General features: G+C 32.5%; 10 protein-coding genes. 9 read left to right on the top strand and 1 reads right to left on the bottom strand.

All coding sequences use genetic code 11. The features are described 5' to 3' along the window. Positions 1 to 97 precede the first annotated feature (97 nt). The 4 genes from FC45_RS04890 (at position 98) to FC45_RS04875 (ending at position 4730) form a co-directional block, all read left to right on the top strand. Positions 98 to 1459: a glycoside hydrolase family 1 protein gene (locus FC45_RS04890; RefSeq protein WP_006588177.1), complete on the top strand. Its 1362-nt coding sequence runs from the start codon at positions 98 to 100 to the stop codon at positions 1457 to 1459. Between the two features lie 23 nt (positions 1460 to 1482). Beyond that, positions 1483 to 2778, top strand: a complete 1296-nt coding sequence (locus tag FC45_RS04885) for a PTS sugar transporter subunit IIC (protein ID WP_006588605.1) — start codon at positions 1483 to 1485, stop codon at positions 2776 to 2778. Between the two features lie 103 nt (positions 2779 to 2881). Beyond that, positions 2882 to 3748 (top strand): sulfite exporter TauE/SafE family protein, encoded by an 867-nt coding sequence (locus tag FC45_RS04880; RefSeq protein WP_006588178.1) that lies wholly within the window; start codon positions 2882 to 2884, stop codon positions 3746 to 3748. A 1-nt stretch (position 3749) separates the two neighbouring features. Beyond that, positions 3750 to 4730 carry an ornithine cyclodeaminase family protein gene (locus FC45_RS04875; RefSeq protein ID WP_006584644.1) on the top strand — a complete coding sequence of 327 codons (981 nt, stop codon included), beginning with the start codon at positions 3750 to 3752 and terminating at the stop codon, positions 4728 to 4730. Between the two features lie 46 nt (positions 4731 to 4776). Here the strand turns inward: FC45_RS04875 and FC45_RS04870 are convergent, their stop codons facing one another. Further along, positions 4777 to 6423, bottom strand: coding sequence for a helix-turn-helix domain-containing protein (locus FC45_RS04870; RefSeq protein ID WP_006588179.1), 1647 nt, complete (start codon positions 6421 to 6423; stop codon positions 4777 to 4779). 128 nt (positions 6424 to 6551) lie between these two features. Here FC45_RS04870 and argF point away from each other — a divergent pair, with 128 nt between their 5' ends. From argF to FC45_RS04845, 5 genes are all read left to right on the top strand, one after another. After that, complete coding sequence (gene argF, locus FC45_RS04865) at positions 6552 to 7490, top strand: ornithine carbamoyltransferase (protein ID WP_006588180.1); 939 nt, start codon at positions 6552 to 6554, stop codon at positions 7488 to 7490. 25 nt (positions 7491 to 7515) lie between these two features. Beyond that, a complete protein-coding gene (locus FC45_RS04860) occupies positions 7516 to 9015 on the top strand; it encodes a YfcC family protein (RefSeq protein WP_006588181.1) in 1500 nt (499 codons plus the stop codon). Between the two features lie 14 nt (positions 9016 to 9029). After that, on the top strand, positions 9030 to 9884 hold the full coding sequence (locus FC45_RS04855; RefSeq protein WP_006584648.1) for a dimethylarginine dimethylaminohydrolase family protein: 855 nt from the start codon (positions 9030 to 9032) through the stop codon (positions 9882 to 9884). 17 nt (positions 9885 to 9901) lie between these two features. Beyond that, positions 9902 to 10882 (top strand): hydroxyacid dehydrogenase, encoded by a 981-nt coding sequence (locus tag FC45_RS04850; RefSeq protein ID WP_006588182.1) that lies wholly within the window; start codon positions 9902 to 9904, stop codon positions 10880 to 10882. A gap of 405 nt (positions 10883 to 11287) precedes the next feature. After that, positions 11288 to 15799, top strand: a 4512-nt coding sequence (locus FC45_RS04845; RefSeq protein WP_162257468.1) for an Ig-like domain-containing protein, incomplete at its 3' end; no start/stop codon positions are given.

The raw sequence follows: 15799 nt of genomic DNA, 5'->3' as shown, positions 1-15799 counted from the left end.
AAATATAAAAGTTTACATATGAATTGTAGCGCCTTGTCTGTAATTTGTAACTATCTATAATTAAAAATGAATATAGCGCTTACAAGGAGGGGTAAAAATGGAAAAATTCTTTTGGGGAAATTCAACTTCAAGTATGCAAACTGAAGGTGGATGGAATGAAGATGGAAAATCTAAATCCGTTTATGATATTCGGACGGCAACTGAATCAAGTAGTGATTGGAAAGTAGCAAATGACAATTATCACAACTTATCAGAAGATTTAGATCTGATGAAGGATCTTGGCTTAAATATGTATCGTTTTCAAGTTTCTTGGTCGAGAGTGATGCATGATGGAGATGGCAATCTCAATAGCAAGGGATTGGAATTCTATGATCAGTTAGTACAAGGCCTACTTGACAGAGGTATTGAGCCAATGATTTGTTTATATCATTTTGATATGCCTTTAAAGCTAGCTAATGAAGGTGGATTCTTAAATAAGAAGGTTGTTGATGATTTTATTAGGTTTGGAAAAATTATCATTGATCATTTTAAAGATAAGGTCAAATACTGGATTACCTTTAATGAACAAAATTTATACTTTCAACCAGGAGCTACTCATTATGCAGTAGGAATTGACTTAGGACGTAAAGAGACAATCGAAGATATATATCAAATTTCTCATAATATCATGTACGCTCACGCATGTTTAGCTAATTATTTACATGATACTTCTAATAATAAGATTGGTGGGATGCTTGCATATGCTGCAACATATCCATCTACATGTAATCCGTCTGATCAATTGCTAGTAGCTAGATTTAATGAATTTGTGAATAATTCTTTACTAGATGCATTTGTAAGAGGAAGTTACTCACCAGCAGTAATTAGCTTTGTAAAAAGGTACCATCTTCATTTAGATATTGAAAAAGATGAGTTAGCAGAAATCAAGAAGATGAAGAGTGATTTTATAGCGTTTAGTTATTATCGAACGGATGTGATTGATGCAAGTAAGGTACCAGTAGATTGTGCTCCTAATTATTATCTTAAATATGGTAAGACAAGGAATAAATATACTAGAAGCAATTATTGGGATTGGAATATTGACCCACAGGGCTTTAGAAAGGTAATGGATGATATATATTATCGATATCGAGTACCTGTTTTCCCAATAGAGAATGGAATAGGTTTACTAGAACACTGGGATGGACTTCATCAGATAGATGATCAATTACGTATTGATTATATGAGAGAACATATTAATGAATTGAAAAAAGCCCAAAAAGAAGACGGAGTTGAAGTTTTAGGATATTTAGGTTGGGGATTGATTGATATTTTAAGCTCATCAGGAAATATGGATAAGCGCTATGGAGTGGTTTATGTCAATCGGTCGAATCACGATTTAAAAGATATGAAACGAATTCCTAAGAAATCATTTTATTGGCTACAAAATGTAATTAAAACTGATGCAAAATTCATTTAAGGAGAAGAAAAATGAATAATTCAATGCAAAATTCCAAATTAATGCAAGGCTTTACCAAATTTGCTGTTAAGCTTGGTAATCAAATTCATTTGAGAAGTTTACGTGATGCTTTTGCAACAATCATGCCCCTATATATTCTGGCAGGACTTGCAGTTCTTTTAAACAATACTGTTTTTACTTGGATTTTTAAAGGTAAGGCATTAGAACGAATTCAATATTGGGGTGTAGTGATTACCAATGGTACTTTAAATATTTCAGGTATTTTAATTGCAGGATTAATAGGCTATCAACTTGCCAAGAATAGAAAGTTTACTAATCCTCTTGCAAGTGCAATGGTATCAATTGCTACCTTAATAGTTATGATGCCGAATACAGTTCAAGTTATTCCAGATGTTGCTAAAAAAGCTGTGTCAGTATCAGCAGTAATGCCATTTAGTAACTTAGGAACAGGGGCAATGTTTTCTGGAGTAATTGTTGGACTTCTTGCAACAGAAATGTTTGTAAAGTTGTCGCAAATAAAGGCGTTACATATTAATTTAGGACAAAATATTCCACCAGCAGTTGGTCAATCATTTGATGTACTAATTCCTATACTGATTGTAATTTCATTTTTTGCTGTTATTTCTGCAATGCTAAATAATATGGCAGGGATGAACTTAATTAATCTTATTACTACATTTATCCAAGAGCCACTTCGCCATGTAGGAACAAGCCTTTGGGGAACTATTTTACTTTATTCATTGGGAAACTTACTTTGGTTATTTGGTATTCACCAAGCAGTTATTTACTCTTCAATTCTTGAGCCATTATTAATCGTTAATATTACGCAAAATATTGTTGCATACCAAGCTCACAAGGCAATTCCAAATATTATTAATGTATCATTAGTTCAAAGTTTTGGCTTAATTGGTGGATCTGGGTGTACATTATGCTTATTAATTGCAGTATTTTTAGTTTCTAAGAATAAGGCAGCAAGAACTGTAGGGAAACTTGCAGTTGCACCTGGTATTTTTAACATTAACGAGCCTGTTATCTTTGGATATCCAATTGTTTATAACATTTCTATGGCAATTCCATTTGTATTGATTCCATCTTTAGGGATATTGATTTCATATACCGCAACTACTTTAGGATTGATGAGCCCCTGTGTAATTCAAGTTCCTTGGACGACACCTGTATTTTTATCATCATTTTTAGCAACTGCAGGAGATTGGAGAGCTGTAATTGTTCAATTAATAGTTGTAGTGTTAGGTGTATTAATTTACATTCCATTTGTAAAGATGAATGATGCAGTAGTTGTTGCACAGGCAGGAAATTAAATATTAAATAATTTTTTGATTATCAAAATCTGTATATTTCTTGCAATCGCTTACAAATCAGAAATAAAATTATCATGTACACATAGTTAGTGAGGTGGTAAAAATGATGAAGAATATTTTATTATTGTTAATTGTAGCAATAAATGCATATTTTTTAGTGATGTTTTTGCTAGATATTAACAAAAACAAGAAGAAACTTAAGCAAGAAAAAGCAGATGGTCGTATTTTGCCGTTTACGTCTTTCATTATGTTTTTCTTATCTACTTTTGGGATTTCAGATTTTGCAATAGGAACAGTGCTTTATCCAAAATTAAATTGGGTTTCAATTAAAAAATTACCAGGTACTTTAAATACAGAATGCGTAATTCCTGTTGCAGTTATGGCTTTGAGTTATATTACTGCAATTACTGTAGATATCAAAACTTTAATTGTTTGTATTGTTTGCCAGGTTATAGGTGCTTATATCGGACCATATTTCGTAGTAAAACTTCCTGAAAAGGTCATCAAGCAATTTATTAGTATTGGCTTGATTATTGCAGCTGTCTTAATTGTTGCTGGTCAACTTAATATGATTCCTTCAAATGGAACTGCAACTGGTTTAACAGGTGGAAAGCTAATTTTAGCCGGCTTTTTACTTTTTATATATGGTGCGCTTAATAATATCGGTATTGGATCTTATGCATTAACAATGGTGACTGTATATCTTTTAGGACTTAATCCTGTAGCTGCGTTTCCAATTATGATGGGTGCATGTACATTTTCAGTACCTATTGGTTCAGCGCAATTTGTAAAATTTGGTGATTATAGTCGCAAGATTACACTATTCACTTCTACTTTTGGTGTATTAGGAGTTTTAGCAGCAGTATTTTTGGTTAAATCTCTTGATACATATATGCTAAAGTGGTTGGTTGTCATTGTCTTGCTATATAGTGCAATTTCTATGATGATGGCAAAGAAAGAAGAGGATTAAAATGTTATATTTAACAAAAGATGATATTCAAAAATGTTTTTCAATGAGAGATGCAATTGAAGCCGATAAAAAGGCTTTAGAACTTTATTCAAAAGGAAAAACTTCGATTCCTCTTAGAACGAATATCAATATTCCAGAAAAAAATGGTCAAAATTTGTATATGCCAGGCTTCGTTGGAGGAGAAAGTGCAGCTGCAGGAATAAAAATTGTATCTGTATATCCAGATAATATAACTAAGGGGTTACCAAGTGTTCCAGCTACAATGATTGTACTTAATCCAGAAACTGGTGTTGTATCTGCAATGCTTGATGGTACATATCTTACACAATTAAGAACTGGGGCAATTTCTGGTGCTGCAACAGAATTAATGTCAAATAAAGATTCCTCAATTATGGCATTGATTGGAACTGGTGGACAAGGAGCTGCGCAATTAGAAGCGGTATTAACTGTCAGACCTATCAAAGAAGTGCGTATTTTTGATATTGATTTTGAAAGAGCAAGTAAGTTTGCTGAAGATATGAAAGACCATTTTCCACAAGTCAAAATGATTCCATGCAAAAGTGCGGAAGAAACGGTTACAGGTGCGGACGTGATTACAACTGTGACTACTTCTAAACGATCAACTTTTGATGCAAATTGGGTAAAAAACGGTGCGCATATTAATGCTGTTGGAGCATATACTCCAGAAATGTGTGAATTGCCAAGTGCTATTTTACCTAAAGCTAAAACTATTATTTTTGATACTTTAGATGGAGTGTGGAGTGAATCTGGAGACTTTTTGCAACCACTAGAAAAAGGGTTAATTGATAAAAGTATTGTTAATGGTGATCTTGGACAACTCGTTAGTGGGGAAATCAGTGGCAGAATAACAAAAGAAGAGATATCAATTTTTGAAACTGTTGGAACAGCTGCATTAGATGTATATGTTGCTGGACAAATTGTTGATAAAGCAAAAAGTAGTAGTGTAGGTAAAGAAATCTAAAATATGTATAAAAGGAGCAGATAAAAAATCAGCTCCTTTTTGTATATTAATCTTTATTTATTAATTTTTCAGATTGGTAGGCCCTGATAGCGATATATAAATTCATTAAGTTATCTGTATTTTTAAAATCTACATTTATCAATTCTTCTATCTTTTTTAGTCGGGCACGTAAGGTATTAATATGAATAAACAGCTGCTTGCTAGTTTGAGTGTAGGAAAATTTGTTAGAAAAGAATATAGACAGAGTTTGAACAAGATGAGTATCGTGTTTTTTATCGTATGTTACTAGCGGAAATATAAAGTGCTTATACATATGATTCAAAAACAAATAATTAATATCTCCTTTATTATTAGTAAATAATTTAAAAATACCTATTTGTTGATATGCTTGAATATTTTTAGAAGAGTTGCTAGATTTAGCAAATTGAATTGCTGCTAGGGCTTCTTGCCAAGCTGTATTCAGATTCCAATATTTGTGATATGAACTAATTCCAATATAGAATTCAAAAATATGCAATTTATCTTTGAGGATATTAGCGATTTGTTCAACATTCTTGTCTATATTTTTATTAGTTGAGAATAGAACAATCCAATGATAATCCTTAATAAATACCAATGGATTAAAAAACACCTCTTTAAATTTATTAATTTCGTAGTAGAATTTAATAAATTCTCTTTCTGGCTGAGAATAATCAGTTACCTTAAAATTGGAGCTTATAACGACAGCTAAATAATTAGTATTAATTCGTTGTCCAAGAGTTAAACTGGATTTTTCAAGGACAGTTTGAGAGGGAGACGAAAGTTTTATTAATTCCTCAAAAACACTATTTTGTAGAAAGATATTGTTTGTTTCAATTTTTTTAATTAGGCTGTGTTTTAAATAGAAAATAGATTTTATATTTTGACATTTCGAAAACAACTCAGGAGGTATTCCTTCTGAAAAATGTTTGCTTCTAAATACAAAATAAGATTCTAACTTTCCGTCTTCAAATATTGGTAAGAAATATAATGAAAAATCTAATTGTTCTAAAAATTTACTCTTAAATACAAAGCCAGTCACGGTTTTTCCAGATAAATCGTGACCTAAAGGCTCTATTGATACTATATTTTTAGCAGAAAACTTTTCAAAGTATTCATTCCAAGCCCAATCATTTGAAAAATCTAAAATGCACATGTTTTTATCTACAATTGCAGATGAAAGTTGAATTTTTTTATAAACAAGATTGCAGAGACTAGTTTCAGTTGAATGGGTTGAAACATAACTGATTAGTTCTTGATAGAATTTTTCATTTTCTTTTAGAAGCTGTGTTCGATGCGTAATAGTTATTTCTTTTAATGAAATAATAACATCACTCCAGGGATGAAAGTCATCGATTAATATAATCGGTATTTTATAAAAGGTAAAAAGGTCAATATTGTCGGAAGTTATGTATTTCTTATATTTCTTTTTGGTAATTATACCTGCAATATCTTTTTGGTGTAATGATTCTATAAATTCTATGTCAATTTCAGTTCTGGCAAAATCTCCAATAATTAAGAGCTCATCTTTGTGGACCCATTTTTCAATTCCTTTAACGTCCATAATAGTTACAGATTCAATTTCTTTATCTAACGATAATTTGGGTGTTGCTAAGCAATAATTATTAAATACATTACTAGTGACTAAATCTTTGAGTCTAATTTTATTTTCCATAAATAATTCCTTGTATAACCACACATATTAAGCGCTTTCTTTTTGTATGTTATCATAATTAATTTCCTCATAGAAATAATTTACACTTTTCAGTGAAGATAAAAGTTTCACAGAAAAGGAGTGGAATTATGAGAAATCGTTTTAAAGGAAAAGATTTTTTAGCTTTTAAGGACATGGATCGTGAAGAGATAGAGTTCATTACCGATTTGAGTCTAGACTTTAAGAAAAAGTGGACTATTAGAGAACCACATGAATATTTAAAGGGACAGGTATGGGCTGCCTTGTTTGAAAAAAATAGTACAAGAACAAGGAATGCTTTTGAACGTGCAGCTGCTGATTTAGGAGTAAAAGTTGTTTATTTGCGGCCAGACGAAATGCAAATGACACGTGGAGAACCTTTAAAAGATACGGCGAGAATTCTTGATAGATATTTTGATGGATTGTTTATTAGAACCTTTGGCCATGAAATCGTTGAAGAATGTGCAAAATGGATGCAAAATCCAGTAATTAATGGATTAACAGCACTAGAGCATCCTACTCAAGGAATTGCAGATTTGATGACGATTAAAGAGAAAAAAGGACATTATCAAGGATTAAAAATCTGCTATGCAGGTAATATTTATAATGTTGCCTATACTACGATGATTTTTTGTGCAACTTTGGGGATTGACCTATCAATTGCATGTCCAGAGGGCATTGAACCTGATGAAAAAATGATAGCAGAAGCTAAAAGAAGAGCTAAGTTGTCAGGTGCAAAAATTGAAATCACATCTGATTTTGATAAAGCATTATCAGGTGCAGATATTGTATATGGAATGTCGCAATATAGTATGGGTCAGTCCGAGGAAAAAATAACTCATCTTAAAGAAGCATTTAAGCCATATCAAATTACCATGGAACAATTAAAAAAGGCTAAATCAGATGCTATTTTTATGCATTGTTTACCTGCACACCGTGGTGAAGAAGTAACAGACGAAGTAATGGAATGTGATCAATCAGTAATCTTTGATGAAGGTGAAAACAGAATGCATTCAATTAAGGCTATTCTTGCTGCAGTAGCAGATTAGATTCATCCAGAAAGTGGTGGGGCTAATGAAAAAGAAAAGGAAATTTAAAGCACCCAATACCTATGTGATTATCTTTTACGTGTTAGTGTTAGTGGCAATTTTAACATGGATAATTCCAAGTGGCTCCTATTCTTATGATAAAGCAGGAAAAGTTATTGCAAATTCTTATCACAGTGTAGCTACAAATCGGCAAGGTTTTTGGGATATTGTGATGGCTCCAATTATTGGAATGGTTGGAAACGAAAAAGTTTCAGGAGCAATTACAATTTCTTTAAACGTAATGTTATTTGGTAGTTTTCTTGAAATGATGGATGCTACAGGTGCAATTAATATAGCTTTGAAAAACGTAGCAAAAAAATATCAAAAAAATTACTACGTTTTAATTACTGTTTTAACTTTTTTAATGGGGATCTTTGGAACAGTACAAGGAGCCTATGAAGAAGGCTTTGTTTATCTGTTAATGTTTTTACCAATAATACTATCTCTTGGATTAGATACGATAGTAGCTCTGATGATTGTAATTTTCGGTACTCAAGCAGGCTGTGCTGCTTCAATTGTAAATCCTTTTTCAACTGGTATTGCGTCAGGGCTGGCTGGGATTAGCCCAGGTGAGGGGATAATATTTAGAGCGATTACCTTTATCATTTTAATGACACTTTGTTCAGCTATGATCTGTCTATATGCTAAAAGTATCAAGAATAATCCCGAAAAATCAGTTCAATTTTTTAGAAAAAAGGAAGATTTAGAAGAATTTGCTAAATCTGATGCTGGCAAGCAAAAGCTTGATAGTAAACAAAGAAAAATCTTTATCATTTTTATTTTAACTTTCTTGATAATGATAGTTTCATTAGTACCATGGACTTCTCTAAATAAAAACTGGACATTTTTTGTTAATGCAACTAAATGGCTGAATAATAATTTAATTACTGGAACAATTTTAGGTCATAATTTGGTTCCATTTGGTAATTGGTACTTTAATAAAATTAATGGGTTACTTATTGTTATGACTATATTATCAGGTCTTGTAATGGGATATGATATTGACAAAATAATTCAGATTTTTATTAGAGGTGCAGCAAGTTTAGTATCAACTGCTTTTATAGTTCCTCTTGCTAGAGGTATCCAAGTTTTAATGACAGAAGGTAATATAACCGATACAATTTTAAATTCTACTCAAAAAACATTAGGTACATTGCCACCAATAATTTTTATTTTGGTTTGTTTCTTGGTTTACATTCTATTAGCCACTTTTATACCAAGTTCGACAGGCTTAGCTGCTGCTACTATTTCAATTATGGCACCATTAGGCATGTTTGCAGGTATTTCTGCAGCTAATATGGTTGTAATTTATAATTTTGCTCTGGGATTTGTTAAATTGATAGCACCAACTTCAATTATTGTTATGACCTGTACTCAAGCAGTACATGTTACCTATGGGGCATGGCTGAAAGCAAGTTGGAAATATACATTAGGCTATTTAGCTATGTTGATTTTATTATTGGTTGTTTCTGTATTTGTAATTTAATAAGGAGAAATAAAATGACAGAAAAAGTTTATGTCCGCAATGCTACTAATGAATTGAAAAAGGTTATAGTCTGTTCACCAAAATTTTATAAATTTAATGGAATTAACGAAATTACAAAATCTTGGATGGAAAAAGGAGAAAAAGAACATAATGAGTTAATGGTTAAAGAATGGCAAACTCTAATTGATGCTTATAAAGAAAATGGAGTAGAAGTTGTCGAAATGGAGCCCCAGCCTGAATTAGAGGTTCAAACATTTGCTCGTGACTTCGGAGCAATGATTAAAGAAGGTGCAATCATTGGTAAATTTAGACATCCAGCTCGCCAAAAAGAAACAGCCGTTTATGAAGCAAAATTGAAAGAACTAGGTATACCAATTGTGGCTAGATGTAATGCTGGCTGTTTTGAGGGTGGAGATTTCTGGATGATTGATGAACATACTCTAGCATTTGGATTAGTAGATCGTACTGATCAAGCGGGTGTTGATAATTTAAGAGAACAACTTCAAAAATTCGGATATACAGTTGTTGGTGTCCCAGTTGCTCCAGAACATCTACATTTAGATATGTGTTTCAATATTGTTGCACCTAAAGTATGTTTAGCAACTAAAAGTGTATTACCATTTTGGTTCTTAAGAATGCTTGAGAGGCGTGGTTTTAATATTATTGATGTACCAGAAGAATTGATTGCTAAACATGGTTGCAACGTTCAAGCACTTGGCAAAAATAAGGTTTTAGGGATTGCAAATAATGTCTCCGTAAATGAAAAGTTAGAAGCAGCAGGTGTAGAAGTAATTAAATTACCTTTGGAACAGATTCTTAAAGCAGGAGGCGGACCACACTGTATGACTTATCCTGTTCAAAGAAGTTGATAAAAGGAGGAGCTTAAATGAAGATTGTAATTGCAGATTACCCTGACTCAATGATGCCAACTCATGAATTAGAAAAGAAAATTTTAATTTCTGGTTTAGGTAGTGATACAAATATAGTGATTTTTGAATATAGTGATAATAAACGTGAAGAATTTTTTAGGGTAATTAGGGATGCTGATGCTATTTTAACTGCTTTTACAAAAATTGATTCTGAAGTTATGGATCATGCTCCCAAATTGAAAGTAATATCTATTAATGCAACAGGATATGATAATGTTGATTTAGAAGAAGCAAATAAACGAAAGATTGGTGTGTGTCCTGTAGGAGAATATTGTACTGAAGATGTTGCTGAATTTACTATTACTACTAGTTTGGCAATGGTGAAAAATTTAAAATCATATATTTATGATATTGATAAAAACAAGCAGTGGAGATACGATTATGTAAATCCTAATCCAAGAATAGCTGATTTAACAATAGGAATCTGCGGATTTGGAAAAATTGGGACTCGTGTTGCTCAAAAGGCAAAAGCATTAGGAATGAAGGTTATCGCCACTGATCCATTTACTAATAATAAATTAGAAGATGTTGAACTTGTTACTAAAGAAGAACTTTTTGCTAATGCAGACATCATTACCAATAATATGAACTTAAACGAAACAAACCATTCATATTTTAATTATGATGCCTTTAAATTAATGGAGAAAAAGCCTTATTTAATTAATATGGGACGTGGAGCATGTGTGGTCGAAAGAGATTTACTCCAAGCTTTAGATGAGAAATTGCTAAAGGGTGCGGCACTCGATGTCTTAAGCGATGAAACACCAGATTTAGAGAAAAACCAATTGGTTGGTAGATCAAATGTCCTGATAACTCCACATGTAGCATTTTATTCAACTTCTTCATTAGAAGATTTACAAAGAATATCCACAGAAAATATTGTTAATTATTTAACAGGACAAAAGCAGAAAGTTTTTAAGTTGGTAACTGACCTTTAGCAACTAATAATATAGAGCAGATTATAAAAACTAAAAAATCATGTATCAATCGGAGGTACATGATTTTTTTAGTTTGATATAGTATCGCAAAAATAATTCCCTTTATATTTAAATAGCTCTTCTCATTTTTTATAGTATAAAATTTATGTAAAATAACCCCCACAACTTTAAAACTCAAAAAAACAACTATTTGTAAAATACAAAATCAGATAATATTCATAAAATATATTATCTAATATATATAAGTACAAACCGGAGTAATATAAGCACCTCTTATGTAACACGCTTACATTAGCGTGGTATAGGGGGGGGTAGCCACCATGCTATAAAAAATGATTTTCCTTAATCTTGCTAAACTAGAAACATAGAAATGTTTTTAGTTTTAGAAAGGATTGTATATTTTTTATGGGAGAAAAAGATAAAAGACTACGTTATTCACTTAGAAAAATGAAAAAGGGTGGAGCTGCATCTTTTGTTATAGGTGCGGTAATTTTTTTAAGTGCAGTAGAACTAAATTCTAAAAATGTATACGCTGCTGAGGTAAGCAGTGCTGAAGCAAGTCAATCACAATCAAGTGCTAGAGCAGTATTTGCAAGTTCTTCAGCATCTAATTCAACTGTTGCACATGAAGATAAAAGTCAAAGCACCTCAATTTTTATCTCTAAACCAACAGTAAGTGAAGTTTTTGTTGGAGATACAGCCATTAAAGGTAAAACTAGAGCTAATGCTCAAGTGGTTTTATATAAGGGGGATAATCAAGTTCAGACTACTTCAGCAGATGCAGAAGGTGGGTTTACTTTCAATCTTACTAATGCTGTAAGTGAAAAGGATAATTACTCTGTTCAAGCAGAAGTAGATGGTTCACAAAGTGAGAAAACTGTTATTAGTCCAATTGTACACTCAAATACTAAGCCATTAGCTAATGAGCGCAATGCTTATACCCCATTTGATGTTTCATTAGCTAATCGCGGTTTTAAATATGATGATGCCAAGCATGAATCATACATTGAATTGAATCTTGCTTTGGGATTATTATCTGAAGCTTATCTTGATTTAAATAATGCCAAGATGTTCTATCAAATTGACCCAGCTTTGGCCCCATATATTGATAAGATTGTCTTTTCAAGAGCACTTTTGTCAGATGGTGAAGCAACTAAAGATACCTCTAATGAAGTACCTGGCGCAACCAATGTTTGGACTAGTGGTGTTTTAACTACCCAAAATGGTCCAATTAGAGCAGCCTTAGCGGGTTCAACATCAAGTACTTACAAAATCTACTTGAAGGCTGATACACCAAATTCAATCTTATCTAAGCCTTTATCTTTTACAATGTGGGCAAGATACAGTAGTGGTCATGACATGGTTTCTGATTTTAGTAAAAATCTTATCCTTAATGATAATGAAACTACAACTTTTAGTAGTAATAACTTCTTTAAATCATTAGATATTGTAAATAATGACGGTCCTATTTTAGACAATATGAGTGTCGATTATTCTAATAAAACTGTGAATACTCGTTATCGTGTTAATGGATCATTACTAGGCGATAAGAGTAACTTAACTCTTAGAATTAGAGGAAATGACAACTTACTAAAGCTTATTGATAAGGTCAAAATTAGTAATAAAACATACACTTTAGCTAATAATACCCTAAAGTATCGAACTGGTGAATTATATATTAATGACATCGGTGGTAGTTTAGGTTTCTTATCTTCTTTATCAAATCGTCAAGACTTCAATGTGACTTTCTACTTAAAAAATGGCAAGTCTTTCGCTGATGCATTAACTTCTGAATCACAAAAGTTTGATTTCCAATTTGGTATCTATGACACGACTGATTATGCTACTGCATTTCATTCGTTAGATACAGTAACAAATAGCTTATCAACCAAAACTTATACAACTGGAGATAAGTATAATAATCAAACTTATGATTTAAGTACATTTAAGACAATTCTTGATAAATTAATTAAGCAAAAACAAGATAATCCAACAACTTATTTATCTTTTGAAGATAAAAAAATATCTGCAACTGAAAACAATCCATATGAAGCTGTTAAATTAGCACTTGAATCTCCAACTTTTACTAACATATCTATTGCTAAGTCTTTGGTAAATGCAGCTGATTGTAAGCAACTAGATAATACAGCAAAGTGGGCTTGGGATAATGGAGCAAGAGATGACTTACTTAAATATCTTGATGTTGCAACTAAAGTTGCAAGTTATATTCATTTAGAATTTCCAACTAAACCAACTGATTTTTCTGGATTACTCTTAAGGTACACTCGTGCTGGTACATTTATTTCTGCAGTTGATAGTGACAGAGATGGTGTCCTAGATATTACAGAAATTGATAATTCTTATGGTATGAATCCATCAGTTTACGATACAGATGGTGATGGTATTAGTGATGGACAAGAATTACGTGAAGGCCGTGACCCAGGCGTTGCTCCGTTTAATTGGACTGATGCTAATGGTAATCAGCTAAGTATTGATGTAGATACTACAACTATCTCAGGACAGTTAGGTAACCACAACTATCATAATGAAGTTATGCAACCAAGAACTGTTAACTTATATAAAGTTGATGATACTGGTAAGAAAACATTAATTGCTTACACTACTTCAGCTGTTGATCAAAATGGTAGTTTTACATTATCAAAATTCACTTTGAATAAGGGAGACAAACTCGTTATTGGATATGTTACTCCGAGAACTAATAAGTCTCTTACTGATAAAGATACAATTTTGCAACAAGCCTTTCCAACTGAACAATTTTCTAATGAAATTATTGTTAAAGGAAAGCAAGTTACAGTTACTTTCAATATGAATGGTGTTAGTGATGATGAAAATCAAGATATTAAAGTAGAAAAGGACTCAAGTTTTAATAAAGATAGTTTAACTTTGCCAACACCAACGATGAAGACTGGCTATTCATTTAAAGAATGGAATACTCAAGCTGATGGTAAAGGAACTGTAGTTACTGCAGATACAATCTTTGATACTGACACCACTGTATATGCAATTGGTGAAAAGATTAAATTACCAAATCCAACCAACATTAAGGCTGAAACCAGAACTGATGATAAGACCAAGAGTCAAGAAACTATCATCACTGGTAAGGCAACCCCAGGTGCCACTGTTACAATTAAGGATAATTTGGGTAATGAAATCGGCACTGGTGTTGCTAATGATGCTGGTAACTTTGAAATAAAAACTACTAGTCCACTTGCAGAAGCAACAAAAGTTTCAGTTGAAGCAACAAAAGTTTCAGTTGAAGCAACAAAAGGTGGTGAATCAAGTGATGCCGTTGAAGCGACTGTTGAACAAAATAACTTCCAAAAGGGCAATCCTTTAATTCAACCTGCCTCTCCAACAGCTGTTACAGCTGTAACAATCAAAGCTAGTGATGGTACTAATAATTCAACAACTGTTACTGGTAAAGCTGCAGCTGGTGAAACTGTGACAGTGAAGGATAGTTCAGGTAATGAAATTGGTACAGGTGTAGTTGGCGAAGATGGCACATTTACTATTACAACCAATAAGCCAATTGCTGAAAATGAAAGGATTCAAGTTGTTGTAACCAAAGATGACGCTGAAAGTGAACCCACTGAAGCTGTTGTGACTGCTAAAACTGAACCAACAAACCCAACTGAAGTAACGGCTAAAACATTACCTGATGGCAACTCAGATAGTACTATTGTTGCTGGTAAGGGAAAAGCTGGCGAAGTAGTAACTGTTAAGAATGATGCTGGTAAGGTAATTGGTACTGGTAAAGTTAGTGATGATGGTACATTTAGCATTAAGACTGATGAAGTAATTGAACCAGGAAAACAAGTTTCTGTTATTACAACTAATGATGGAATGGATAGTATTCCAGTTCCTGTAACAGTATCTGGTGAAACTATCACTTCAATTAAACAAAGTGCTAAAGCTGCAGTTGATAATTTAACTTATTTAAATAATGCCCAAAAGCAAAGTGCTAAGGATGCAATTGATAGCGCAAATACAGTTGACGAAATAACTACTGCAAAGAATAATGCAGTATCTACTGATACAAATATGAAAGATCTATCAGAAGATACTAAGTTAGCAGCTGATAAGACACAAGATCCATATCTCAATGCAGATTTAGATAAGAAGCAAGCATATGACAAGGCAGTAGAAGAAGCACAAAAGCTTCTTAACAAAGAAACTGGAACCAGTGTAGGTGCTGATAAAGATCCAGCAGAAGTGGCACGAATCAAACAAGCTGTTGATGATGCATATGACGCTTTGAACGGTAACTCCAGTCTTGATGATGCTAAGCAAAAAGCCAAAGATGCTGTTGATAAGAACTATACTAATCTGAATGATAAGCAAAAAGAAACTGCTAAAAAGAGAATTGATTCTGCTAAATCAGAAGATGAAGTTAATAATGCTGATAAAATTAATTCTGGTTTAAATGAAAAGATGGGTGAATTAAAAGAAGTTTCAAACTTATCAGATAAAATTGAAACTACTTCTAACTACTCAAATGCAGATTCAGATAAGAAGCAAGCTTATAAAGAAACTGCAGATAAGATTCATGAAACTGTTGCTCCATCTGGCGATGATTTAACTACTGATGATGTAAATAATTTAATTACAGATGAAGCTACAAAGAGAGCTGCTTTAAATGGGGATGCAAGAGAAAAAGCAAGACAAGAATTAGAAAATAATTACAATAGTGGTAAATCCTTGCAAGATGGTAGTACTCTGGATCCAAAATACTACAATGCTAGCGAAGAGAAAAAGCAAGCCTTCCAAAAAGCTTTGGATAATGCAAAAAAAGCTCTAGATAATTCTGAAACTACAGAAGCTGAATATAAATCTGCAAATGATGAATTACAAAAGGCTAAAGCAGATTTAGACGGTCAAACTACTGACAAGAGCAAG

It is taken from the genome of Lactobacillus jensenii DSM 20557 (assembly GCF_001436455.1).
Classification (GTDB): domain Bacteria; phylum Bacillota; class Bacilli; order Lactobacillales; family Lactobacillaceae; genus Lactobacillus; species Lactobacillus jensenii.
This window is presented reverse-complemented; position numbering and strand designations above follow the sequence as displayed.